Below are 23919 nucleotides of genomic sequence, written 5' to 3' on the forward strand. Positions count from 1 at the left end.
GGGCGTGAACACGCATCGACTTCTCGGGGCACCCCCGGTACAGATGGGACATGCGCCTCTCCGTCACGATCTTCCTCACCGACGAGACGATCGCCCCGACCCGGCTCGCCCGCGAGCTGGAGCAGCGTGGCTTCGCCGGGCTGTATCTGCCCGAGCACACCCACATCCCCGTCGAGCGGACCACCCCGTACCCGGCCGGCGGCGAGCTGCCGCGCGAGTACGGCCGTACCCTCGACCCCTTCGTCGCCCTCGGCCAGGCCGCCGCGGTGACCGAGCGGCTCGGCCTGGGCACCGGCATCACGCTGGTCGCCCAGCACGACCCGGTCGCCCTGGCCAAGCAGATCGCCACCGTCGACCACCTCTGCGCGGGACGTCTCACCCTCGGCGTCGGCTTCGGCTGGAACGTGGAGGAGGCCGCCGACCACGGCGTCCAGTGGCGCACCCGGCGCGAACTCGTCCGGGACCGGATGGCGTTGATGCGCGCCCTGTGGGCGGACGAACCCACCGCCTACCAGGGCGAGTTCGGAAGCGTGCGGGCCTCCTTCGCCCACCCCAAGCCGGTGCGCAAGCCGCGCGGCCCGGTCGTCGGCCCGCGCACGCTCGTCGGCGGCGCCGCCGGACCCAGGCTCTTCACGCACATCTGCGAGTACGCCGACGGCTGGATGCCCATCGGCGGCCGGGGACTGTCCCAGTCGCTGCCGGTGCTGCGCGGCGCGTGGGCCGACGCGGGCCGCGACCCCGCCGCCCTCCAGATCGTGCCCTACGCCGTCCACCCGGCCCCCGGGAAGCTGGCGCACTTCGCGGACCTCGGCATCGAGGAGGTCGTCGCGCAGTTGCCGGCCGCGGGGGAGGCGGAGGTGCTGCGGGCCCTGGACGGTCTCGCCGCCTGTCTCGGCTGACCTGATCACCTCGACCGTATGCTCGAAGGATGACGACTGCGGTGACCTCCGGAACCGGCCCGACCGAGAACTCCCTGCGTCGCGCCCTGAAACGGGCCCGGGACGGCGTCGCCCTCGACGTCGATGAGGCGGCCGTCCTCCTCCAGGCCCGCGGCGAGGCCCTCGACGACCTCACCGCGTCCGCCGCCCGGGTCCGGGACGCGGGCCTGGAGGCGGCGGGCCGCCCCGGGGTGATCACGTACTCGAAGAGCGTCTTCATCCCCCTCACCCGGCTGTGCCGGGACAAGTGCCACTACTGCACCTTCGTCACCGTGCCCGGCAAGCTGCGCCGCTCCGGGCACGGGATGTTCATGTCCCCGGACGAGGTCCTCGACATAGCCCGCAAGGGCGCCGCGCTCGGCTGCAAGGAAGCCCTGATCACCCTCGGCGACAAGCCCGAGGACCGCTGGCCCGAGGCCCGGGAGTGGCTGGACGCCCACGGCTACGACGACACCATCGCCTACGTCCGCGCCGTCTCCGTCCGCATCCTGGAGGAGACGGGCCTGCTGCCCCACCTCAACCCGGGCGTCATGAGCTGGACCGACTTCCAGCGCCTGAAGCCCGTCGCGCCCTCCATGGGCATGATGCTGGAGACCACGGCGACCCGGCTCTGGTCCGAGCCCGGCGGCCCGCACCACGGCTCCCCGGACAAGGAACCGGCGGTCCGGCTGCGGGTGCTGGAGGACGCGGGCCGTTCGTCCGTCCCGTTCACCTCCGGCATCCTGATCGGGATCGGCGAGACGTACGAGGAACGCGCCGAGTCCCTCTTCGCGCTGAGGAAGATCGCCCGCGCCTACCACGGCATCCAGGAACTGATCATCCAGAACTTCCGCGCCAAGCCGGACACGGCGATGCGGGGCATGCCGGACGCCGAACTCGACGAGCTGGTCGCGACGGTGGCCGTCGCCCGGCACCTCATGGGCCCTAGCGCCTGTCTCCAGGCCCCGCCCAACCTGGTCGACTCCGAGTACGAGCGGCTCATCGGCGCCGGGATCGACGACTGGGGCGGCGTCTCCCCGCTGACCATCGACCATGTGAACCCCGAGCGGCCCTGGCCGCAGATCGAGGAGCTGGCCGAGCGGTCCCGCACGGCCGGCTTCGAGCTGTGTGAACGCCTGTGCGTGTACCCGGAGTTCGTGCGGCGCGGCGAGCCCTGGCTGGACCCGCGGCTGCGCCCGCACGTGGCGGCGCTGGCGGACCCGCTGACCGGGCTCGCGCGCCCGGACGCCGTCGTCGAGGGGCATCCCTGGCAGGAGCCGGAGGAGGTCTTCGAGGCGTCGGGCCGTACGGATCTGCACGCCACGATCGACACCGAGGGCCGCACCGCCGACCGCCGCGACGACTTCGACGAGGTGTACGGCGACTGGGGCGCCCTGCGCGAGGCCGCCGCCCCCGGGATGGTGCCGCAGCGCATCGACACCGACGTCCGGGCCGCCCTGGCGACGGCGGCGGACGACCCGGTGAGGCTGACCGACGAGGAGGCGCTGGCGCTGCTGCACGCGGACGGCCCGGCGCTGGACGCGCTGTGCCGGATCGCCGACGACGTCCGCAAGTCGGCCGTCGGCGACGACGTGACGTACATCGTCACGCGGAACATCAACTTCACCAACGTCTGCTACACCGGCTGCCGGTTCTGCGCGTTCGCCCAGCGCAGGACGGACGCCGACGCCTACACGCTCTCCCTGGACCAGGTCGCCGACCGCGCCCGACAGGCGTGGGAGGTGGGCGCGGTGGAGGTCTGCATGCAGGGCGGCATCCACCCGGACCTGCCGGGGACGGCGTACTTCGACATCGCGAAGGCGGTGAAGTCCCGCGTCCCCGGCATGCATGTGCACGCCTTCTCCCCGATGGAGGTGGTGAACGGCGCCACCCGCACCGGACTGTCGATCCGCGAATGGCTGACCGCGGCGAAGGAGGCCGGCCTGGACTCGATCCCCGGCACGGCCGCCGAGATCCTCGACGACGAGGTCCGCTGGATCCTGACCAAGGGCAAGCTGCCCACGGCCACCTGGATCGAGGTGATCACGACGGCGCACGAGCTGGGCATCAGGTCCTCGTCGACGATGATGTACGGCCACGTCGACCAGCCGCGCCACTGGCTGGGCCACCTCAGGACGCTGGCCGGCATCCAGCGGCGGACCGGCGGCTTCACCGAGTTCGTGACGCTGCCGTTCATCCACACCAACGCGCCCGTCTACCTGGCCGGAATCGCGCGGCCCGGACCGACCGTGCGGGACAACCGGGCGGTGACGGCGATGGCCCGGCTCCTGCTGCACCCCTGGATCCCCAACATCCAGACGAGCTGGGTGAAGCTCGGCGCGGAGGGCGCGGCGCAGATGCTGCGCTCGGGCGCCAACGACCTGGGCGGCACGCTGATGGAGGAGACGATCTCCCGGATGGCGGGCTCCTCCTACGGCTCCTACAAGTCGGTCAAGGACCTGATCGCGGTGGCGGCGGCGGCGGGGCGCCCGGCCCGCCCCCGCACCACCCTCTACGGCGAGGTCCCGGAGGAACGCCAGCGGGCGGCGGCCGCCTCGGACGGGCATCTTCCCGAGCTGCTGCCGGTGCTGGAGTAGCCCGTGGGGTGCGTCGCAGTACGATGATCCGACCCTGTCGGTGAGCTGAGGAGATCCGTGCCGTGCCTGCCCCGAAGGTCTGGGTGACCGGTCTGACGGTCGGGGCGACAGCCGTGGTCGTCGCCCTCGCCGTACAGGCGGACCAGGGCGCGAAGCCCACGGCCGGCCCGCCGAGCGCCTCCGCCCCGGCCACCCCCACGCCGAAGGCGACCGAGTCCGCGCAGCCGGTCCGGGTGCCGGACGGTTCGGGGACGGGCCGCCGGATCGTGTACTCGCTCGGCCAGCAGCGGGTGTGGCTGATCGACGCGAGCGACGCCACCCGCCGCACCTTCACGGTGTGGCCCGGCACGGTCGACCCCGACCCGGGCAGCTACCAGGTCGGCACCCGCACCGAGGCGACGACGGGCTCGGACGGCGTGGAGATCGAACACGTGGTGTACTTCGCCGCGAAGTCCGGCGTGAACGTCGCCTTCTCCAACGCCGTGGACGGCTCCTCACCGCCCCCGCCGGAGGCCGGCGCCCGGACGGGCGGTGTCCGGATGAAGGCGGGGGACGGCTCTGCGCTGTGGGCGTTCGGGACGGCGGGAACGACCGTGACGGTCGTCGAGTAGGGAACCGGGGGAAACGAGGACGAGGTCCGGCTAGGGCTCGGTGGATCCGGGCAGCTGGTTGACGAGCAGGACGATTCCGCTGAACACGAAGACCCGCGTCGCCGCGTCGAGGCCGTTCCAGTCACCGGACTGCCACATCGCGAACCACTCGCCGCCGATCGCGATGAACCCGGCGCCGAACAGCAGCATGACCATGAGCAGGCCGTACGTCGACCAGCGCCGGGCCTCGTGGTCGCCGCGGCGGAACCACAGCCAGGTGCCGTATATGAGGACGAGCGCGGCCAGGGTCTCCCAGACGATGATCGCGACGTACGCGGTGTCCTGAAGGCCCTTGCTGGTGATGGCCCTCCACATCAGGTCGTCGTCCTTGAACGTGGTGTCCATCGCGAGGACATGCCGGACGAACTGCTGATTCGTCCCGAAGTCCGTGATGTTCCCGAAGGCGACCAGCGCCATGTAGAGCGCGACGCTCGCGGTGAGCAGGGTGGCGGTGAGGCGGAGAGCGCCGCGTGGAGGTGTCGATGCCATGACCGCAATCTTCCCCGCTGCGGCCGGTGTGATCCAGATCCATTGAGCCAGAATGGAGACGGCAATCCCGTCCGTGGCAGGGGAGTTGGACCGGCGATGAGACCGACGCGGCCGTCGATGCAGGAGCTGATCCGGCGACACCGGCGGGCCGGGTTCGTGGGCCGCGTCGATGAACGGGCCGCGTTCCGGGAGAATTTGGACCTGCCCGCCGAGGACGAACGGCACCGGTTCCTGTTCCATGTGCACGGCAACGCCGGAGTCGGAAAGACGTTCCTGGTCCGGGAGTTGGAGCAGCTCGCCCGGGACCGCGGGGCGCTGACGGCCTATGTGGACGAGGGCTGCGGCAGCGTGCCGGAGGCCATGGCGGCGATCTGCCAGCAACTCGCCGCACAGGGCCACCGGTTGAAGAAACTGGAGGAGGCGCTCACCGCGCACCGCGAACGGCGCCATGAGGCGGAGGCCGAGCTTGCCGCCCTGGAACCGGCGCCGGAGGGCCCGTCCCCGGTGGCCGCGACGGCGGTCCGGCTCGGTCTGGCGGGGCTCGGTCTGGCGGTCCCGGTGGCCGGACCCTTCATGGGCGCCGTGGACTCCGACCGCCTGGCGGAGGGCGCCGCCCGCCTGAAGGCCCGCCTGAGCGCACGCTTCCGCGACCAGGAGGACCTGCAGCTGGTGCTCGCCCCGGAGCGGGTCCTCACCCCCAAGTTCCTGGACGAGCTGGCGGACGTCACCTCCGCGGCACCCTGGCTGGTCCTCTTCTTCGACACCTACGAGCGCACCGGGGCCTTCCTCGACGGCTGGCTGCACGACCTGATGACCACCGACCGGTACGGCGAACTCCCCGCCGACGTGGTCGTGGTGACCTCCGGGCAGCGCCCCTTCGACACCGGCCGCTGGGGCGGCTTCGCGGACTTCATGACCGACCTGCCGCTCGGCCCCTTCACGGAGGCGGAGGCGCGCGGCCTGCTCGCCGACCGGGGCGTCCGGGCCGAGCCGGTGGTCGCCGAGGTGCTGCGGCTCTCCGGCGGTCTGCCCGTGCTGGTGTCCACCCTCGCCGAGTCCCGCCCGGCCGACCCGGACGACGTGGGAGACCTCAGCGCTACCGCCGTGGAGCGCTTCCTGCGGTGGGAGCCGGACCCCGCACGGCGGAGGGCCGCGGTGGAGTGCGCGCTGCCCCGGTTCCTGGACGCCGACGTGTTCCGTGCGGCCGTGGACTGCGCGGACGAGGAGGCTCCGGCGCTGTACGACTGGCTGCGCGGGATGCCGTTCGTCAGCGAGCGGGGAGACCGGGCGCAGTACCACGACGTCGTACGGGCGCCGATGCTCCGCCTGGAACGCCGCCGGTCGCCCCGGGGCTGGGCGGAACGGCACGAGCGGCTGGCGCGGACCTTCGCGACCTGGCGGGAGGAGAGAGAGGGCGAGCTGCGCGACCCCTGGACCGACAGGAGGTGGCGGGAACTGCGGCTGGCGGAGGGGTATCACCGGCTGTGCGCGCGGGAGCAGGCGGCACTGCCCGGCGTGCTGCGGGACGTGGTGCTCGCCTGTGGGCGGGGTCCTGAGGAAGCGCGGCGGTGGGGCCGGATGCTGGCCGAGGCGGGGGAGGACACCCAGGCCGCGGCGGTGGCCCGCTGGGGCCGGGACCTGCTGGACGCCCTGGACGAGGCGAACACGGTGACCGCGCTGGGCCTGCTGATCGACCGGGCGGACCTCGATGCCGGTCGCCGGGCGGTCGCGCACGCGACGCGCGGCAGGATCCTCCGGGCGGACGGCCGGTACGAGCGGGCGGTGCTGGAGTACGACCGCGCGATCGCCCTGGACGGTGAGCTGGCCTCCGCCCACTTCGGCCGGGGAAGCGCCCGCGCTCACCTCGGCGACTACGCGGCGGCCGTCGAGGACCTGGACCGGGCCCACGCACTGGACCCCGAAGGCGCCGAGATCCTCGCCGTACGCGGCGACTACCACCGCATCCTCGGCGACCACGAGGCCGCGCTGCGCGACCTGGACCGGGCCGTCGAGCTGGACCGGACGAGGCCCACCGCCTGGGCGGCCAGGGGTGTCGTCCAGCACGCCCTGGGGCAGACCGACCTCGCCCTCGCGGACCTGGACCAGGCGCTCACCCTTGCCCCGGACTTCGTCTGGGCCCTGGTGCGCCGGGCGCGGGTACGACGCTCGCGCGGCGAACGCGAGCCTCAACTGGCCGATCTCGACCGCGCCGTGGCCCTCGCTCCCGACACGGCCTGGATCCTGTGCGAGCGCGGCGACGCGCTCAGCGCGGCGGGCCGGGAGGAGGAGGCGCTCGCCGACTACCGGCGTGCCATCGACCTGGACGACACCTACGCCTCCGTGTACGCCAGCCGAGGGGCCCTGCACGCCCAGCACGAGCGCTACGAGGACGCCGTGGCCGACCTGGACAGAGCGCTCGAACTCTTCCCGGAGTACCTCTGGGCGCTGGTGCACCGCTCCAGGGCACTGTGCCGCCTGGGCAGGTTCGAGGCAGCGCTCGCCGACGCGCACCGTGCGGTGGAACTGGACCCGGACGACGGGTGGGCCCTCGCCAACAGGATCACGATGAGCCTCGCCGTCGGCCGGCTGGACCAGGCGCGCTCGGACCTCGATCGCTACCGGACGATCGGTTCCGACCTCGCGTGGGCCCGTCGGAAAGTCGCCCAACTGCACGTGTGGGGCGGCCGGTTCGAGGAGGCGCTGGCGGAGCTGGACGACGACGACACCCGCTGCGAAGTGCACCTGCGGACGGGGGACTGGGCAAGCGCCCGGCAGGAAGCCGAACGGCTCTGCCTGCTCGACGAGTTCGACGGCGCGCTGAACCTGGCCCTGGCCGCGAGCGGAGAGGCGGGAGTGACGGCCGCCCGGCCCCTGTGGAGGCGCTACGCCCGCTCGGCCCGCGGCTCCGACGCCTATCGCAGGGTGAGCGACCTCGTCGAGGCGGTCATCTGCGCCGGACTCCAGGACTGGGCCGAGCTGGACGCCCGGCTGGAGCGGGTGCTCGCCACGCGGTACGAGTGGACCGACCTCGCCGGTCTCGCCGACTGCCTGGACATCCTCCTGCACAGCGACGGCATCGACCGGTCCAGGCTCGCGCCCAGGCGGGACACGGTGGTCGCGGCGCGGGACGCGCTGCGGGCGCGTTACGCGGAGTAGGCGTCGAGGAACGCGGACCAGGCGTGGCCGGTGAAGGCGAGGCGCGTGCCGTCGGGGTCCTTGGAGTCACGGACGTGGACGGCGGGGGTGGTGGGGGTGGTGGGGGATATGGCTACCTCGACGCACTCAGGGCCGTCGTTGCTGCTGTAGCTGCTCTTGAACCACTCCAGGGCGGAGGTCATGTTGCGTCTCCCAGGACTTTCTCGATGAAGGCCAGCGATTCTCGCGGCGGCAGGGCCTGTGCCCGGATCATTCCATAGCGCATCTCCAGGATTTGGACCTCCCGGGGATCAGTGATCACACGGCTGTGCAACTGCGCCTCGGAATGCCCGAGCGTCCTTCCGCCCGGCAGCTTCAGCAACTGGAGCGGACCACCCATGCCCGTGTGGTCCTCAAGGTCCGTGGGCATGACCTGAATCGCGACGTGCCTCAACGCGCTGATCTCCAACAGGTGTTCGAGCTGCCGCCGTAGCACCATTCTGCCGCCGATCGGCCGCAGCAGCGTCACCTCTTCCTGGACAAACGTGAGCTGAGGGGCGGGCGTCCGCTCGAAGACGCGTTGCCGGGCCGTACGTGCTGCGACCTGGCGCTCGATTTCGTCCTCGGAATACGCGGGACGCCGCATAGCGAACAACGCCCGCGCGTACTCCGGGGTCTGGAGCAGGCCGTGCATGTTGTGGTTGGCGTACGCCCCCAGCTCGACCGCCTCATCCTCCAACTTCGCAAGATCCCGCACGTTCTTCGGGTACCGGGCCTCCTCCACGTCCTTCTTCATCGCGGAGACCTTGCCGCCCGCCCCGGTCACCTCATCGGTCCTGTCCAGGAAGTCGGGTTTCGGGATCCGCTTCCCCCGCTCCACGGCCGACACCATGTCCCCGCCGTACCCGATCGCGTCCCCGAGTTCCGTCTGCTTCAGCCCGGCGGCCTCGCGCCACAACTTGATCTGCCGACCGACCGTCTTGAGTACGGCCTCGGCCTCCTCGTCCTCCATGCCGCTCAGCGTAGAGAGAACGACCACGCTGAGTGACGGGAACCAGGAAAACCGGATCACTCCGGTTCACTTGGTGCACACCCCGCATACCATTCCGCCCCCTGAACCGACCGTTCCTGGTCGATTACAGTGCTGAACGTGGGTGCGACAACGGGCGCCGTCTGGGGCCGCTCCGAGCAGCAGGACTTCCGTAGCCGCGTGCGCGGCACGATGCTCGGTGCTGCCGTGGGCGATGCGCTGGGGGCACCCGTGGACGGGCTGAGCCTGGACGGGATCAGGGAGGCGTACGGCGCCGAGGGCCTGGTCGATCTGGGGCTCGGGTACGGCCGTCGCGGCGCCGTGACGCACCTGACCCAGCTCGCCCTCTTCTCCGTCGACGGGCTGATACGGGCCCAGGTCCGCCGGGACACGGGCGCCTGGCATCCGCCGACGGACCTGCACCGGGCTTACCTGCGGTGGGCGGCCACCCAGCGGGACTGGGGTCCGGACGAGCGGCGCAAGGAGAACGGCTGGCTGGCCCTGGAGGAGTGGCTGTACGCCCGCCGCGACCCGTCCCGGTCGCTGCTGCTCGGCCTCGGCGACGAGATCATGGGCACGCTGGACGCGCCGAAGAACCTGGGGGAGGCGGGACCGGAGGCGGCGGCGCGGTCGGCGCCCTTCGGGCTCCTGGTCGGCTGGGAGCCCCAACTGGTGGCCCAGCTGGCGATCGAGTGCGCGGCGCAGACGCACGGCCACCCGGTGGGGTACCTCTCGGCGGGCGCGTATGCCGTCATCGTGCATGCCTTGGCCTGTGGCGAGAGCCTCGACGGGGCCGTGCAGCGGGCGCTGGCGCTGCTGGCGGCCCGCCCCGGCCATCAGCCCGTATCGGACGCGCTCCAGCACGCGCTGGGGGCGGTACGGCAGGGGATACCGACGCCGGCCCGGGTCGAGGAACTGCTGGGGGAGGGCACGGCGGAGGGCGTACTTGCGGTGGCCGTGTACTGCGCGCTGGTGGGTGAGGACGTCCGCCATGGCCTGTGCCTGGCGGTCAACCACGACGGCCCCTCGGGCGCGACGGGCGCGCTGACCGGCGGCCTGCTGGGCGCCCTGCACGGCGAGACGGCCCTCCCCCCGGCCTGGCTGGCCGAGCTGGAGGGCCGCTCCACGATCCTGGAACTGGCCGACGACTTCGCGATGGAGATGACCCAGGGCCCGGCGCTGCACGGTCCGGCGGGTTCGTCCCCGGGCTGGCTCGCCCGTTATCCGCGCGGCTGAGCCACCTCGTCCCGGGGGGCGGCCGGAGCCGGGACCGCCGCGGCGGCCGACCCGTCGTCGTCCGAGTTCACCTTGTCGATGATCGCCATCCGCTCCGGGGTGTCCTCCGGCTTGATGAAGCCGATCAGGATGTACAGCACCAGGGACACGGCCAGCGGAATGGACACCTGGTACTGCAACGGCACGCCACCGTCGACGTTCCAGTTGATCGGGTAGTTCACCAGCCAGAACGCCAGCAGACCCATCGACCAGCTGGTCAGCGCCGCCGTCGGCCCGGAGCGGCGGAACGGCCGCAGCAGGCCGAGCATCATCGGGATCGCCATCGGGCCCATCAGACCGGCCACCCACTTGATGACCACCGTGATGATGTCCCCGAACGTCGGCGAGTTGACCTGCGTCGCCGCCGCCATGGACAGGCCGAGGAAGGTCACGGTCGCGATGCGGGCCACCCGCAGGCCCTGCCCCTCGCTCCAGCCGCGCGCCCGGCGCCAGATCACCGGCGCGCAGTCCCGGGTGAACACCGCGGCGATGGCGTTGGCGTCGGAGGAGCACATCGCCATGGTGTGCGAGAAGAAGCCGACGATGACCAGACCCAGCAGGCCGTGCGGCAGGAGCTGTTCGGTCATCAGGCCGTAGGAGTCCGAGCCGTCCGGCTTCTGCGACTCCACCAGCAGCGGTGACATCCACATCGGGAAGAACAGGACCAGCGGCCAGACCAGCCACAGGATCGCCGACAGCCGCGCCGACCGCTCCGCCTCCCGCGCGTTCTTCGTCGCCATGTACCGCTGCGCCTGGTTGAGCATGCCGCCGTTGTACTCGAACAGCTTGATGAACAGGAAGGCCAGCAGGAAGACGGTCCCGTACGGCCCCACCAGCGGCTCACCGTGGCCCTGGAGCTCCGGCTCGTCCCAGGCGCCGAAGAACCCGATGCCCTTGTCGTTCAGTTCCATGACCACGGCCACGAACATCGCGACACCGGCGAGGAGTTGGATCACGAACTGGCCCAGCTCGGTCAGCGCGTCCGCCCACAGCCCGCCGATGGTGCAGTACACGGCCGTGATGGAACCCGTGATCAGGATGCCCTGGTTCAGCGAGATCCCGGTGAACACCGACAGCAGGGTGGCGATCGCCGCCCACTTGGCGCCCACGTCCACGATCTTCAGCAGCATCCCGGACCACGCCAGGGCCTGCTGGGTCTTCAGGTCGTACCGGTTCTTCAGATACTCCAGCGGGGAGGCCACGTGGAGCCGTGAGCGGAGCCGGTTGATGCGCGGCGCGAACAGCTTCGACCCGATGGCGATGCCCAGGGCGATCGGGAAGGACCAGGTCACGAAGGACGTGACGCCGTAGGTGTAGGCGATGCCCGCGTACCCGGTGAACATCACCGCGCTGTAGCCCGACATATGGTGCGAGATGCCGGAGAGCCACCACGGCATCTTCCCGCCGGCCGTGAAGAAGTCGCTCACGTTGTCCACGCGCTTGTGCGACCAGATGCCGATCGCCACCATCACGCCGAAGTAGCCGATGAGCACGGCCCAGTCGAGACCGTTCATGTGCGCCCTCCCAGGGTTCAGCCCGGCGCTCATCGTGGGCGCTGGCGCGTGAACACGACAAGCGGGCGTAAGGTCAAAGGGAGGTAAAAGTATTCGGCATGATGGTTCTGGTTCAGATATCTGAACTCATCGCATCAGCTCCCCGGCGTTGACCAGCAGTGACTGTCCGGTGATCGCCCGGGCCCGGTCCGACACCAGGAACGCCACCGCGTCCGCCACATCCCCGTCCGTGGCCAGCTCCGGCAGCGCCATCCGCTCCGTCAGCCGCTGGAGCACGGCATCCTCCGCCAGCCCTTCGGACCGCGCCGCGAACCGGACGTACGCCCGCACCGGCGGCCCCCACATCCACCCAGGCAGCACGGAGTTGACCCGGATCCGGTGCGGCCCCAGCTCCCGGGCCAGCGAGTACATCGCGCTGGTCAGCGCCCCCTTGGAGGCGGCGTACGCGGCCTGCCGCACCTGCGAGGGGGCGGCCACCGCCGACTGGGTCCCGATGAACACCACCGAGCCGCCGTCCGCCTTGAGCGCGGGCAGACAGGCGCGGGTCATCCGCAGGGAGCCCAGCAGGTTCACGTCGAGCACCGACTGCCAGGTGGCGAAGTCCGCGTCCTCCAGGCCCCCGAAGCAGCTGTCCCAGGCGGCCACATGGACGACCGCGTCGATCCGCCCGAACCGCTCCCGCGCCAGCCCGGCGAGCTCCCGGCACTGCTGCTCGTCGGTGATGTCGGTCCGCCGGTACGCCGTGTGCGCCCCGCCCGGGTCGATCCCGGCCGCGCTCCTGGCGAGGTTGGCCTCCGTCCGCGCCCCCAGCACGGCATTCCCCCCGTCCCGTACGACCGTTGCCGCGACCTGATGGCCGAGTCCGGGCCCGACCCCCGAGACGACCACCGTCTTGCCGTGGAGCAGGGACATCGCCGCTTCCCCTCTCTGGTCAATCATCTGACGGAGCGTCAGAGTATGAGCGACGCGAGGAAAGGGGAACGCCATGGACACCCACAGCGACGTCTACGCCGAACTGGCCGCCGTCGGCCCGTACGGCGTCCGCCCGGGCCACGCCCTGATCACCCTGGTCGAACCGCACCCGGGCCACGAGTACGCCTACAACCGCTGGTACGAGGACGACCACTACTACGCCGGCGCCATGGCCATGCCCTGGATGTACGCGGGCCGCCGCTGGGTCGCCACCCGGGACCTGCAACTCCTGCGCGTGCCCGAGAAGTCGGCCGTCGCCCGGCCCGTCACCACCGGCTGCTACCTCTCCACGTACTGGATCACGGCAGGACGCTACGACGACCACATGAAGTGGACCGTCGCCATCAACCAGCGCCTGAACCGGGACGCCCGCGTCTACCAGGACCGTACCCACGTCTTCACCGCCTTCCACGACCACGAGGCGACCGTGTACCGGGACGGGGCCGCGGGACCGCGCGACGTCCACGCGCTGGACCACCCCTACGCGGGCCTGGTGCTGGAGGTGATCGACGCCGCCTCGGCCGAGCGGCGCGCGGAACTGCTGGAGTGGCTGCGCTCCCGCCACCTGCCCCGGCGCCTCACGGGCTCCCCGGCGGCCATGGTGACCGTCTTCCGGCCCACCCCCCTGCCCGGCGACCGGATGAGCTACGTCAAGCAGGTCGAGGGCGTGGACACCCGGCTGACGCTGCTGTGGTTCCTGGAGGCGGACCCCCGGGAGTGCTGGGAGCCGTGGTTCACGGGCATCGACACCCAGGTCGCCGAGTCGGGCCTGGGCACGCTGGAACTGCTCGCGCCGTTCGTGCCGACGGTGCCGGGCACCGACCGGTACGTGGACCGGCTGCGCTGACGGGGCCGGGGACGGGGCCGGGCTACTTCAGCTCGTCGGGACACGGAGTGCCGCGCGGCACGTCGTAGGGCGCCGCCAGCCGGTACGTCCCCGCCTTCGGGGCCACCAGCATCGTCCACTTGTCCCCGAGCGCGTCCTCCTCGGTCTCCATCAGGCAGCCGTTGACGTTGTCGTACGCCTTCGGCTCGCCGTCGGGACGGTCCTCGGAGGCCTCCGTCTCCCGGGGCGGGTCGAGCTTCCTGCCCTCGGCGTCGACGATGCTCAGCCACGGCGAGTACGGGATCCGGATCAGCACCCGCCCCGGCTTGCTCACCCGCATCGTCCACTCGCCCTGCTCGGCCCGCTCCACCACCGTGTTCGGCTCGGCCAGCGGCGCCGGGTCGAGCACCTGGAACAGCTGCCAGTTCGCGTCGCCCCACACCTGCTTCAGATACGGCATCCCGCGCTGCACCAGCTGCCGCTCGCGCTCCCCGCCGTCCCCGTCCGGCTTGTCCTTCGGCAGCACGACGTAGTGCACGGCCCACCGCCTCAGCCACTCCAGATAGTTGGCAGAGTTCAGGGTGTCGTCGTAGAAGAGCGGGTTGCGCTCCATGTCGGCCTGGCGGTTCCAGCCGCGCGCGAGGTTGACGTACGGCGCGAGCGCGGAGGCCTCCCGGTGCGAGCGGACCGGCACGACCTCCACCCGGCCCTTCTCGGCGCCGACCTCCTGGAGCTCGTTGACCAGCGGGGCCAGCTCGCGGGCCCAGGAGGCGGCGGGCGTGGTGTGCACGATGTCGACGACCGACTTCACGCCGATCCACACGTTGAACCCGACGACCGACAGCACGATCGCGTACCACTTGCGCGAGCGCGGCACCGTGAACGGCAGCGCCGCCACCAGCGCCACCCCCGCGAACAGCATCGACAGCCGGGTGATGTTGGAGCCGATCTGCGAGCTGATCAGCCACACCAGGACGACCGACAGCGCGTACACCGCCGAGGTCAGCCGGACCGTCGTCCACTCCTTGGGGACGAGCAGCAGGGCCAGCACCGCGGAGGCGAACGGCAGGAGCACCGAGGCCACGTTCATCGGCTGCGTCCCGGAGAACGGGAACAGCCACGCCGACACCGCCACCACCGCGGTCGGCGCGAGCCCCAGCGCCCAGGCGCCCGGCCGCCGCTTCTGCAGGAACAGCGCCACCGCGACCAGCCCCACGAAGAGACCGGCCACCGGCGAGGCCATCGTCGCGAGGGCGGCCAGCGGGGCGGCGCACAGCGCCTTCGCCCAGCGCTTGTAGCGCCACGGGTACGGCCAGCAGAAAACCACCGCCACCGCACCGAGCGCGAACATCATGCCGAGCCCGAAGGTGACCCGCCCCGAGGCCGCGTTGCACAGCAACGCGAACACCCCGGCCAGCGCCGCCCACAGCGGATTGCGCACGGACCGGCTGCGGATGAGGACGAGCGTGAGCAGCCCGGCGGAGACGGTCCCGGCGATCATCATCGTCGTACGGACGCCGAGCACCGACATCAGATACGGCGAGACCACGCTGTACGACACCGGGTGCATGCCGCCGTACCAGGCGAGGTTGTACGCGGAGTCCGGGTGGCGGCCGACGAACTCGGCCCAGGCGTCCTGGGCCGCGAGGTCGCCGCCGCTGTTGGCGGAGGTGAAGAACCAGACGACGTGCAGGACGCCGGCCAGGGCGGTGACGGACAGGACGGGGTGCCGCAGCAGACGCTCACGTACGGTGAGGAAGGCGGCCTTCGCGCGGGAGTTCGCGGGGGATTTCGCGGGGGAGGGAGGGTCCTCCTCGCGCTCCTCCTGGCGGTCCTGCGGGGAAGCTGCGGGTACGCGTATTCGCGGGCCGGCTTCCGGGCCCGGATCGGCGTCGTCGGCGTGTTTCGGCTCGGCGGTGGCCACCGTCAAGGCACTCCCGTGGTGTCCTGGCTGCTGTTCTGGCCGCGTCCCGTTTCCCGCGTGTTGTCGGCCCTGTCCCTGAGGGTTCCCCGGTCGCGCCGTGTGAACGACGACCTGACCCGATTCGTGACGCTAGCACGCAGCCCGCCGGGCGGCTCCCGGGGTGGGGGCCGCCCGGCGGGCTGCGCTGCGCGGCGGGTCAGCCGATGCGGGTCAGCCGATGCGGGTCAGCCGATGCGGGTCAGCCGGTCCGTGAAGCCCGGCTCGACGAGGTCCGACTTCAGCGCCACCGGTACCTTGACCGCGCCCGCGGTGCCGCCGTCGCCCACGGTGAGCGTGCCGACCTTGGTGCCCGCCTTCGCCTCGTGCGGTACGGCGTCGGCGGCGAAGTCCAGCTCCACCTTCAGGCCCGCCCAGCCGGCCGCCTTGACGTCCTTCGTGGCCACGACGGGGGTCCGGCCGCCGAGGCCGTCGTCGACGTAACCGACGACGTCGCCCTTCTTCAGCAGCGTCGCCGACTCCAGCGCGCCCTGCGCGGCCCGGATCAGCCGGTCGCCGGAGTCGAGCGCCGCGGCGAGGATGCCGCCGCCCGTGTCCGGCTGGCGCACCACGGCGCCGACGATGGTCCGCATCTCGCCGCCGACCTTCTGCTTCGCGGCGAACACCAGGTTGCCGAGGGCGGAGGTGGTGGTGCCGGTCTTGATGCCGACGACGTTGTTCTTGCCGACGAGCTGGTTCCAGTTGCCGTGGTTCTTACCCTTGTAGTCGTCGTACGACATCATCGCGGAGACCTCGCGGAAGACGGGGAACTCCATCGCCGCCTTGGCGAGCTTGACCTGGTCCACGGCCGTGGAGACCGTCGTGTTGTTCAGGCCCGAGGGGTCGGTGTACGTCGTGTTGGTCATGCCGAGGTCGTCGGCGGCGGCGTTCATCTTCTCCACGAACCCCTTCTCCGACCCGGCGTCCCAGCGGGCCAGCAGGCGGGCCACGTTGTTCGCGGACGCGATGAGGATGCTCTCCAGGGCCTCGCGCTCGGTGATGGAGTCACCGGCGAAGACGTCCACGGTGGACTCCTGGCCGGCGTCCGACTGCTCCTCGGCGGCCTGGTCGATCTTGATCTTCGGGCCGTCCGCGCCGCTCTTGAGCGGGTGGTCGCGGAGGATGACGTACGCCGTCATGACCTTGGCGACACTGGCGATCGGGACGGGCTTCTGGTCACCGGAGGAGCCGAAGGAGCCGATGCCCTGCACGTCGAGCGCGGCCTGTCCGTCGGCGGGCCAGGGGATGTCGACCCGGGAGCCGTCGAAGGTGTACGTCGACTCCGCGGTGAGGTCCAGCGTGGGCGTCGGGAGCGGTCGTACGGCCTGCACGATCGCGAACACGACGACCAGCAGCAGGACGAGGGGGGTCCAGATCTTGACCCGCCTGACCAGAGTGCGGACAGGCGTCTCCGGCGGCGGCGGAGTGTTCGTCAGCTCGGCGAGCAGGTCCAGCGGGGGCTTGGGCGGCAGCGGCTGCTGCGTGGTGCGCTCGGGCCCGACCTGCGGAACGGCGGTCGTGACCTCCGACTTCGCCGGCATGTCCGGCTTGAGGGCGACGAACTTGCTGGTCGGCTGATCCACGGAGGGCCGAGGCCGGGGCTGGGGCTGCACGGCCCGGAAGGCGGTCGTGGGCTGATCAACCCGACCGACGCCGCCTGCGGGGGCGTCTTGCGGCTCGGCCTTCCCGGCCCGGGGAGCGCCGCCTGCGGCGGCGTCTTGCTTCCCACCCGCACCACCCGTGCGGCTTTCGTCGTCGGCTGCGGGTGGCCCTGGCGGGGGGACCTCGCCGTCGGCGGCTGCGGCGGTGTCCCGCGGGTCGGCCTTCCCGGCAGGCTGGGCATCGGCCGTCTGCGGCTCGACGCCCGCGTCGGTCTTCGCGTCAGCGGGCGCGCCCTTGGCGCCGACGGGAGTCTTGGCGTCCGAGGTGGGCTTGCCAGCGGCGGCCGGGGCCGCCTTGCCACCCGCGGGGGTCTGCCCGGCGTGCGGAGCGTTTTCGTCGTCCACGGGAGCCTTGGCGTCCGCGGCAGCGCCCTTGGCGCCGTCCGGCTCCGCGTCGGCGGGCTCGGCGGCGGGGGTGGGGCTCTCGGCGTCCGCGGACGCCTCCGGCTCCGGGCGGTCGTCCTCGGGGGCCGCAGACGCGTCCCGCTCCGGTGTGGCGTCCTTCGGGGCCGCCTCGGCGCTGTCGCTCTCCGGCTGCTCCTCGGGCGTCTCGGTGGCGGCTTGCGCCGCCTGCTCAGCGTCGGGCTCGCCGCCAACGCCGGTGTCGGCCTCGGCGCCGGCGCCGGTGTCCGCCTCGGCCTCGCCGGTCTCCTCCGCCGTATCCGACGCCCCGGCCCGCTCCTCCGCCGTATCCGACGCCCCGGCCCGCTCCTCCGCGCTGGCCGGACCCTCCGCGCTGCCCGGAGCCTCCGACGGGTCGGTGTCCGTGGCTACCCACGCTGCCACCGCCGCGCGCAGGCGGTCGTCGTCGGGCTTGGGGGTGGGGGGTTCCGGGTCCGGGGAAGATTTCCTCGCGTCCGCCAGCTCCTGGGCCGACAGGACCCGGGTGGCCGTGTCCACGGCCGCGCGGGCCATGGCGAGACGGGGGTCGGTGGATTCGTTCCGCGCCTCCGGAACCGGACCCGCGCTCCCCGACGTCGGTTCTGCCGACGACTCGCGCTGCTTCGAACTGTCGGGGGACTCGCCCGCCACCGATGCCTCCTAGACCGTGCTCCGTCTGAACCGCCGCCGCCCGGGACACCGCTTCGCAGCGGTGTCCGAACCATGTACCAGTGTCCTGTGTGCGGGCTTGACCGACGCGTTAGACGAGAACGACATACCTACTGGTTCCCTTACAAACAGGTCACGCACCCTCGACAGACCAATGTGAGAGGGGTCACCCTGTCATTCATCCACGCGGGGAGGCATGGATGGGCAGGAGCCGCAGAACAATTCCGGAGGAGCTTCTGCTGCTGGCACTGGACCCGGCCACGGGTACCACTGCACAGCCGCAGTCGCTCGACCTCGGTCTGGCCGGAGCACAGCTAGTGGAGCTGGCGCTGGCCGGACGGATAGCCCCAGACGGGGATCGTATCGCCGTGGTCGTACCACGGCCGACTGGAGATCCGACTTTGGACTGCGCATTGGAGTTGCTGCGAAGGCGTGGCGCTCCCGTGCGTGCCGTCCACTGGATCGGCGGGCCCCGCCTGGGGCTGCGCCAGACCTACCTCTCGCATCTGGAACGGTGCGGCATGGTGCATGCCGTGGCGGGACAGATGTGCGGGGTGCTGCCGACGACTCGCTACCAGGCGACCGACAACGAGATCAGCAGGGAGATCAGATCCCGGCTGGACTCCGCGATCCGCACCGGCGTACCACCGGACCCGCGGACCGCGGCGCTCGCCGCACTGGCGCACGCGGTCGGTCTCGGCAAGCACCTGTATCCGGGCAACGAGGGACGTTCCTCTCGCTCCCGGCTGCGGGACCTGATCAGACACGACCCCATGGGCGGTCTCGTCGCGCACGCCGTGATGGACGTCCAGAACGGCGTCGCGGCCCAGCCGCGCCGCAGCCCGGCACCGGCGGGCCGCCAGCCGGCCGCCGGAGGCAGGGCCGCACCGGAACCCGCCCGCGGTGTTCCGATGCAACCGCGCCGAGGTTCGATGGCGCGTGTCGTGGCGCACTGAGCCGTAGCGCCACGACGTACACCACCGCATTCCGCACGACTGAGCGCCGCACCGCAGTCCCCGAGGCCCGGTACGGGAGCCGCTGGTCCGCGCGGGGTGGCGGGGCCGTATGTGTCCGGACGACGACACGGCCCCGCCGCCCCGCGCGGCCGCATGTGCCCGAACTGGCGTGTACGCAGCGCATATCCACCGTTTCCCAGCGGTAGAAAGCACCTTGGTGGCAATCTGCTCAACAGCAGATACGCAAAGTCGCAAGCAGTACTTGCAGCCGGAGGTGCACGTCCCGTGGCGTCCAATGTCAATCCCACTGTCAGGCGCCGCCGTCTGGGTCAGGAGTTGCGCCGGCTCCGCGAGCTCAAGGGCATGACGGCCGAGGAGGTGGCCGAGCGGCTGCTGGTCTCCCAGTCGAAGATCAGCCGGCTGGAGAACGGCCGGCGCAGCATCAGCCAGCGCGACGTCCGTGACCTGTGCGGGGTCTACGAGGTCGAGGACGTCCGGATCGTGGACTCCCTGATGCAGATGGCCAAGGACTCCCGCCAGCAGGGCTGGTGGCACTCCTTCGGCGACATCCCGTACAGCGTCTACATCGGCCTGGAGACGGACGCGGCCAGCCTCCGGGTGTACGACCCCCAGGTCGTCCCGGGCCTGTTGCAGACCAAGAGCTACGCGGAGGCGCTGATCTCGGGCGCGCTGCCGGAGGTCGCGCCGACCGACGTCGACAAGCGGGTCCAGGTGCGCCTGCGCCGACAGGAACGTATCTCCGCCCCGGAGAACCCGCTGCGCCTGTGGGCCGTCCTGGACGAGGCGGCGCTGCGCCGCGAGGTGGGCAGCCGGCACGTGATGATCGAGCAGCTGGAGCACCTCATCGAGATGTCCCGGCTGCCCCATGTCACCGTGCAGCTGATCCCGTTCACCATGGGCGCCCACCCCGGCGTCAGCGGCCAGTACGCGATCCTGGAGTTCCCGGACGCCGCCGACTCCAGCGTGGTCTACATCGAGGGCGTGACCAGCGACCTCTACCTGGAGAAGGCGCAGGACGTACAGAAGTACAGCGTGATGTACGAGCACCTGCGCGCCCAGGCGCTGAACGCCGACCAGAGCCGCGAGTTCATCGCGAACGCGGCCAAGGACTACGCCCGCTGATCCGCGGCGCCGGAAGATACACCTTCGGCCAGTCCCGGCGGAAGTCCCCACTGGAATATGCCATCCAGTCGAGTGAATAGTCGCTCCGCACATCGATGGTGGCGAGTAGCGTCGATCACGCCACCGAACAACACCGTTGGCGAAAACGTGCCGTGCGGACCTCAAGACACCCGTCCGGCACGCGACAGCACTCAGCAACTGGTTACCGGAGCGAACATGGCAATCAAGCAGGGCGTCACCGACTCGTGGGTCAAGTCCTCGTACTCGCAGGGCAATGGCGCCTGCGTCGAGATCAAGTCCCCGGTCCTGTCGGCAATGGCCGTCCGGGACTCCAAGGTCACCGAAGGTCCCGTCCTGGCGTTTCCCGCGACCGCGTGGAACGCCTTCGTGGCCTCGGTCAAGGCGTAAGGGGGACTGCTTCCCTGAGTCCCGACCGACGATGACCGACAACTCCACAAGCACGACCCAAGAGCCCTCTCGACGAGCCCGCCGTCCTTGCCGAGGGGGCTCGGCTTGTGCCCGGCAGCCGCACACCGCGCCTGCCGGGCACGGCCGTTCACCTCACCGGGAAGGCGACGTCGCAGACCGGGTCCCCGGCGCCCGCCGCGTCCCAGTCCGCGAAGTACACCTCGCGGCACGGGCCCGCCTGCCGCAGCCCCTGCCGGGGGATCCACTGCTCCACCGCCTCGAAGGCGGCCAGGATCTGCGGATGGGCCACCTGCGCCTTGGTGATCCGGGTGTACGCCAGCCGCTGGGCCGGTTCCACCCGCACCTTCGCCCCGTGGGTACGGCCCTGCCGCTCGGCCCACGCCCTTGCCGCCGCCTCGTCCGCCACCGGCACGCACGACTCGGCCGGTCCGTCGCTGTCCATCGACACCTCGGCGTGGTACACGACGAACGGCGCCGCGGTGATTCCGCCGCACTCCTTCGCCGCCTCCTCCAGCCGTCCCAGCGACGCGCCGATCCACGCCGGCAGTTCGCCCGCCAGCACGTGCCGGGTCTCGGTGATCAGTACCTGCTCGGGCACGTCCACGGTCTCGACCACGACGTTCTCGTACATCTCGGAGTTCCTTCCCGACAGCCGTCCACGGAGGTACTCGGCGAGCGTGCGCTGCCCCGCCACCCGGGTCTCGACGTCCGCCCAGTACGCGGCGAGCCGGTCGGCGGCCGTGGCCGCGTCCGGCGCCTCGACGATCTCCGCGACGCGGGCGAGCGGCATGTCGAGCTGGCGCAGGAGCGCGACCGTGCGGGCGCGTTCGATCTGGCCGACGCGGTAGTAGCGGTAGCCGGTGACCTCGTCGATGTGCGCGGGCGCCAGCAGCCCGAGGCGGTCGTACCGGCGCAGTGCCTTGGCCGAGAGCCTCGCCCGCGCGGCGAACGCGCCGATGGTGAGCAGTTCGTCGTCCACGGCCTCATCCTCCGTCACCGGGTGGCCTTTCCGCCCGGCACGGAGGACGCTCGGCCCTGCCCCAGGGGCAAGGTCAACCGCTACTGACCGAGGGCCTTCTCCACCGCCGCCACGACCTCCGCGGCGTCCGGCTCGGTCTGCGGGGAGAACCGGGCGACGACCTGGCCGTCCCGTCCGATCAGGAACTTCTCGAAGTTCCAGCGGACGTCACCGCTGTGCCCCTCGGCGTCGGCGAACCCGACGAGCCGCTCGTACAGCGGATGCCGCCCCGCGCCGTTCACCTCGACCTTCTCGGTCATCGGGAAGCTCACGCCGTACGTCGCCGAACAGAACTCGGCGATCTCCGCGGCGCTGCCCGGCTCCTGCCCGAGAAACTGATTACAGGGCACCCCGAGCACGGTGAACCCCCGCTCCGCGTACCGCTCCTGCAGCCGCTCGAGCCCGGAGTACTGCGGTGTCAGCCCACACTTGGAAGCCACATTCACCACCAGCACAACCTGCCCGACATACTGCTTGACCTCCGCGGACCCCCCTTGAAGCGCCCCGATCTCCACACCAAGAGGACCACCATTAATGCCATCTACAGTCATACGGCGATGCTAGCCCCGCCCGCGCGGCTCCGGATCCGCGCCCTGTAGTGCCGCTCTGAGAGGCCCCACCCGCCAGGGCCCGCCACACACCCGCCCAGCCGCGCCCGGTTGTGCCGCAGGGGGCCCACCCGGCAGGCCCCGCCGCGCAGCCGCCCAGCCGGCGGCAATCGTGCCGCAGGGGAGAGCCCTCCCGGCAGGGGCCGCCGTCCCACTCGCGTGGCTCCGTGGGTCGGTAGCCGCGGCCAGTGGTGCCGCGGCGAGAGACCTCGCCCGCAGGGTCAGTCGCGCAGTCGCGCAGCCGCTGCCAGTCGTGCCGCAGGCGGAGGCCCCACCCGGCAGGGGCCGCCGCGTAGCCCCCTAGCCGCGGGCAGTCGTGCCGCAGGGCGGCACGGGTGGGCGCGGCGGCACCCCGCCGGCGCGGGTAAGCGGACCCACGGCCCCGCGCGGCCCCGGGCACCGGTCAGCTCTCGCCGCCCGCTTCAGCCCGCGGCGGCACCCCGCCGGCGCGGGCAAGCGGACCACCGCCCCGCGCGGCCCCGGGCACCGGTCAGCTCTCGCCGCCCGCTTCAGCCCTTGGTGGCACCCCGCCGACGCGGGGAAGCGGACCCACCGCTCCGCGCGGCCCCGGGCACCGGTCAGCCCTCGTCGCCCGCTTCAGCCCGTGGCGGCACTCCCGCCGGCGCGGGCAGCCGAACCCACCGCCGGCAAAGCCCCCGTACCGGTCACGCCCCCGCCGCCTCCACCAACACCTCACCCGCCGCCGTACGCGCGTACAGCACCGAGCGGCCCGCCCGCCGCCGCTCCACCAGCCCCGCGTCCAGCAGCACCCGCAGGTGCCGGCCGACCGACCCGAGCCCCTGGCCGGTCACCGCGACCAGCTGGCTCGTGCTCATCGGCGCCCCGAGCAGGACGAGCACCCCCGCCCGCGCGGAGCCCAGCAGCGCGCCGAGGCCCGTCGGAACGGCTCGGCGGTCGTGCTGCGAGGCCAGCACGCCGGTGCACGGGTAGACCACCGCGTACCGCTCCCGCCCCTCCCACGACACCCACCCCGTCTTCGGCGTCACCGGCACGAACACCAGCTCCGCCCCCGAGATCTCCCGCGGCGGATACTCGTGCCGGTTCACCTGGAACCTGCTCTCCCCGAGCCACCGCGTCCCCGGCCGCAGCGAGTCCAGCACCGCCGCCCAGCCGCTCCGGCTCACCTGCACGGTCCGGGCGACCACATCCGCCTCCAGGACCCGCCGGCGCCGGTCCCAGTCCGGCCGTACCGTCTCCTCCCAGACGTACCGCAGCAGCGCCGCCGCCCGCTCGGGCAGGTCGTCACGGTCCAGCCCGGCGGGCAGCGGACCGGCGAGGGAGAGGACGAGATGGGCGCGCGCCTCCTCGGGGCGGGCCGCCCGCACCCGGGCCACGCCCTCCTCGAAGCTCTCCCCGTCCAGCGGCGTAGGGGTGAGGAAGTCGGCGATCCAGTCCCGCCCGAGCCCGGCCCGCACCAGCAGCCCGGTCACCGGGTCGGCGGCGAGCAGCGCCCGGTAGCCGGGCAGGTGCGCGCGCAGCCAGTCCCGTTCCCCGGGATGCGCGCCCACCCCCGCGTGCAGCAGCTTCAGGCTCGCGAAGGTCTCCGCGAGCGGGGAGAGCACGAACCGGCTGCGCGCGAGCGTGTCCGCGTTGACCTGCCACCAGCCCAAACCCACTCCCTCCCTTCCCGCCACGCACTTTCGCGCCTGCGCGAAACATTAACGGCCC

At 71.9% G+C, this 23919-nt stretch carries 19 protein-coding genes; 9 read left to right on the forward strand and 10 right to left on the reverse strand.

Annotated elements, in window-relative coordinates; all coding sequences use genetic code 11:
* The first annotated feature begins 50 nt into the window (after positions 1-50).
* The 3 genes from ACWD1Z_RS11185 to ACWD1Z_RS11195 are packed head-to-tail and all read left to right on the forward strand — an operon-like array spanning position 51 to position 4125.
* Positions 51-899: a TIGR03619 family F420-dependent LLM class oxidoreductase gene (locus ACWD1Z_RS11185; protein WP_451117563.1), complete on the forward strand. Its 849-nt coding sequence runs from the start codon at positions 51-53 to the stop codon at positions 897-899.
* 29 nt (positions 900-928) lie between these two features.
* Positions 929-3514 carry a bifunctional FO biosynthesis protein CofGH gene (locus ACWD1Z_RS11190; RefSeq protein WP_451117564.1) on the forward strand — a complete coding sequence of 862 codons (2586 nt, stop codon included), beginning with the start codon at positions 929-931 and terminating at the stop codon, positions 3512-3514.
* Between the two features lie 53 nt (positions 3515-3567).
* Positions 3568-4125, forward strand: a complete 558-nt coding sequence (locus ACWD1Z_RS11195; RefSeq protein WP_451117850.1) for a hypothetical protein — start codon at positions 3568-3570, stop codon at positions 4123-4125.
* A 30-nt stretch (positions 4126-4155) separates the two neighbouring features.
* Here the strand turns inward: ACWD1Z_RS11195 and ACWD1Z_RS11200 are convergent, their stop codons facing one another.
* Positions 4156-4653 (reverse strand): DUF2165 domain-containing protein, encoded by a 498-nt coding sequence (locus ACWD1Z_RS11200; RefSeq protein ID WP_451117566.1) that lies wholly within the window; start codon positions 4651-4653, stop codon positions 4156-4158.
* Between the two features lie 96 nt (positions 4654-4749).
* Here ACWD1Z_RS11200 and ACWD1Z_RS11205 point away from each other — a divergent pair, with 96 nt between their 5' ends.
* Entirely contained in the window at positions 4750-7809 is a 3060-nt protein-coding gene (locus tag ACWD1Z_RS11205; protein WP_451117568.1) for a tetratricopeptide repeat protein, read from the forward strand.
* Here the strand turns inward: ACWD1Z_RS11205 and ACWD1Z_RS11210 are convergent.
* Both ACWD1Z_RS11210 and ACWD1Z_RS11215 read right to left on the reverse strand, forming a co-directional pair.
* On the reverse strand, positions 7797-7991 hold the full coding sequence (locus ACWD1Z_RS11210) for a DUF397 domain-containing protein (protein ID WP_451117569.1): 195 nt from the start codon (positions 7989-7991) through the stop codon (positions 7797-7799). The two genes, ACWD1Z_RS11205 and ACWD1Z_RS11210, sit on opposite strands and share 13 nt — an antisense overlap.
* The gene (locus tag ACWD1Z_RS11215) at positions 7988-8800 is read right to left on the reverse strand and encodes a helix-turn-helix domain-containing protein (RefSeq protein WP_451117571.1); all 813 of its coding nucleotides are present in this window, start codon (positions 8798-8800) and stop codon (positions 7988-7990) included. Before ACWD1Z_RS11215 ends, ACWD1Z_RS11210 begins: the two co-directional genes overlap by 4 nt.
* A 138-nt stretch (positions 8801-8938) precedes the next feature.
* Here ACWD1Z_RS11215 and ACWD1Z_RS11220 point away from each other — a divergent pair, with 138 nt between their 5' ends.
* The gene (locus ACWD1Z_RS11220) at positions 8939-10054 is read left to right on the forward strand and encodes an ADP-ribosylglycohydrolase family protein (protein ID WP_451117572.1); all 1116 of its coding nucleotides are present in this window, start codon (positions 8939-8941) and stop codon (positions 10052-10054) included.
* Here the strand turns inward: ACWD1Z_RS11220 and ACWD1Z_RS11225 are convergent.
* Both ACWD1Z_RS11225 and ACWD1Z_RS11230 read right to left on the reverse strand, forming a co-directional pair.
* Positions 10039-11607, reverse strand: a complete 1569-nt coding sequence (locus ACWD1Z_RS11225) for a sodium:solute symporter family protein (protein WP_451117574.1) — start codon at positions 11605-11607, stop codon at positions 10039-10041. The two genes, ACWD1Z_RS11220 and ACWD1Z_RS11225, sit on opposite strands and share 16 nt — an antisense overlap.
* Before the next feature lie 126 nt (positions 11608-11733).
* On the reverse strand, positions 11734-12519 hold the full coding sequence (locus ACWD1Z_RS11230; protein ID WP_451117852.1) for an SDR family oxidoreductase: 786 nt from the start codon (positions 12517-12519) through the stop codon (positions 11734-11736).
* A 73-nt stretch (positions 12520-12592) separates the two neighbouring features.
* On the opposite strand from ACWD1Z_RS11230, the gene ACWD1Z_RS11235 reads away from it, so the two are divergent.
* Complete coding sequence (locus tag ACWD1Z_RS11235) at positions 12593-13426, forward strand: hypothetical protein (RefSeq protein ID WP_451117575.1); 834 nt, start codon at positions 12593-12595, stop codon at positions 13424-13426.
* Between the two features lie 22 nt (positions 13427-13448).
* On the opposite strand, the gene ACWD1Z_RS11240 is transcribed toward ACWD1Z_RS11235, so the two are convergent.
* Together ACWD1Z_RS11240 and ACWD1Z_RS11245 are read right to left on the reverse strand one after the other, a co-directional pair.
* The gene (locus ACWD1Z_RS11240; RefSeq protein WP_451117577.1) at positions 13449-15329 is read right to left on the reverse strand and encodes an MFS transporter; all 1881 of its coding nucleotides are present in this window, start codon (positions 15327-15329) and stop codon (positions 13449-13451) included.
* Positions 15330-15553: 224 nt separating this feature from the next.
* A complete protein-coding gene (locus ACWD1Z_RS11245; RefSeq protein WP_451117578.1) occupies positions 15554-18058 on the reverse strand; it encodes a D-alanyl-D-alanine carboxypeptidase in 2505 nt (834 codons plus the stop codon).
* A 218-nt stretch (positions 18059-18276) separates the two neighbouring features.
* On the opposite strand from ACWD1Z_RS11245, the gene ACWD1Z_RS11250 reads away from it, so the two are divergent.
* The 3 genes from ACWD1Z_RS11250 (at position 18277) to ACWD1Z_RS11260 (ending at position 20583) form a co-directional block, all read left to right on the forward strand.
* Positions 18277-19032 carry a GOLPH3/VPS74 family protein gene (locus tag ACWD1Z_RS11250; RefSeq protein WP_315884221.1) on the forward strand — a complete coding sequence of 252 codons (756 nt, stop codon included), beginning with the start codon at positions 18277-18279 and terminating at the stop codon, positions 19030-19032.
* Between the two features lie 285 nt (positions 19033-19317).
* Complete coding sequence (locus ACWD1Z_RS11255; protein WP_250072021.1) at positions 19318-20175, forward strand: helix-turn-helix domain-containing protein; 858 nt, start codon at positions 19318-19320, stop codon at positions 20173-20175.
* Positions 20176-20391: 216 nt separating this feature from the next.
* Positions 20392-20583, forward strand: a complete 192-nt coding sequence (locus ACWD1Z_RS11260) for a DUF397 domain-containing protein (RefSeq protein ID WP_451117581.1) — start codon at positions 20392-20394, stop codon at positions 20581-20583.
* A 148-nt stretch (positions 20584-20731) separates the two neighbouring features.
* Here ACWD1Z_RS11260 and ACWD1Z_RS11265 read toward each other — a convergent pair whose 3' ends face one another.
* From ACWD1Z_RS11265 to ACWD1Z_RS11275, 3 genes are all read right to left on the reverse strand, one after another.
* Positions 20732-21601: a MerR family transcriptional regulator gene (locus tag ACWD1Z_RS11265; RefSeq protein ID WP_451117583.1), complete on the reverse strand. Its 870-nt coding sequence runs from the start codon at positions 21599-21601 to the stop codon at positions 20732-20734.
* Positions 21602-21663: 62 nt separating this feature from the next.
* A complete protein-coding gene (locus ACWD1Z_RS11270) occupies positions 21664-22173 on the reverse strand; it encodes a glutathione peroxidase (protein WP_451117585.1) in 510 nt (169 codons plus the stop codon).
* A 722-nt stretch (positions 22174-22895) separates the two neighbouring features.
* A complete protein-coding gene (locus ACWD1Z_RS11275) occupies positions 22896-23861 on the reverse strand; it encodes an ArsR/SmtB family transcription factor (RefSeq protein ID WP_451117586.1) in 966 nt (321 codons plus the stop codon).
* Positions 23862-23919: the final 58 nt, after the last annotated feature.

This window comes from Streptomyces sp. NPDC002784 (assembly GCF_053592135.1).

What these genes read in the sequence shown, in the direction of transcription:
- ACWD1Z_RS11185 (WP_451117563.1), top strand. Translation starts at nt 51, where the DNA reads ATGCGCCTCTCCGTCACGATCTTCCTCACCGACGAGACGATCGCCCCG.
- ACWD1Z_RS11190 (WP_451117564.1), top strand. Translation starts at nt 929, where the DNA reads ATGACGACTGCGGTGACCTCCGGAACCGGCCCGACCGAGAACTCCCTG.
- ACWD1Z_RS11200 (WP_451117566.1), bottom strand. Translation starts at nt 4,653, where the DNA reads ATGGCATCGACACCTCCACGCGGCGCTCTCCGCCTCACCGCCACCCTG.
- ACWD1Z_RS11205 (WP_451117568.1), top strand. Translation starts at nt 4,750, where the DNA reads ATGAGACCGACGCGGCCGTCGATGCAGGAGCTGATCCGGCGACACCGG.
- ACWD1Z_RS11210 (WP_451117569.1), bottom strand. Translation starts at nt 7,991, where the DNA reads ATGACCTCCGCCCTGGAGTGGTTCAAGAGCAGCTACAGCAGCAACGAC.
- ACWD1Z_RS11215 (WP_451117571.1), bottom strand. Translation starts at nt 8,800, where the DNA reads ATGGAGGACGAGGAGGCCGAGGCCGTACTCAAGACGGTCGGTCGGCAG.
- ACWD1Z_RS11225 (WP_451117574.1), bottom strand. Translation starts at nt 11,607, where the DNA reads ATGAACGGTCTCGACTGGGCCGTGCTCATCGGCTACTTCGGCGTGATG.
- ACWD1Z_RS11230 (WP_451117852.1), bottom strand. Translation starts at nt 12,519, where the DNA reads ATGTCCCTGCTCCACGGCAAGACGGTGGTCGTCTCGGGGGTCGGGCCC.
- ACWD1Z_RS11235 (WP_451117575.1), top strand. Translation starts at nt 12,593, where the DNA reads ATGGACACCCACAGCGACGTCTACGCCGAACTGGCCGCCGTCGGCCCG.
- ACWD1Z_RS11250 (WP_315884221.1), top strand. Translation starts at nt 18,277, where the DNA reads ATGGGCAGGAGCCGCAGAACAATTCCGGAGGAGCTTCTGCTGCTGGCA.
- ACWD1Z_RS11260 (WP_451117581.1), top strand. Translation starts at nt 20,392, where the DNA reads ATGGCAATCAAGCAGGGCGTCACCGACTCGTGGGTCAAGTCCTCGTAC.
- ACWD1Z_RS11270 (WP_451117585.1), bottom strand. Translation starts at nt 22,173, where the DNA reads ATGACTGTAGATGGCATTAATGGTGGTCCTCTTGGTGTGGAGATCGGG.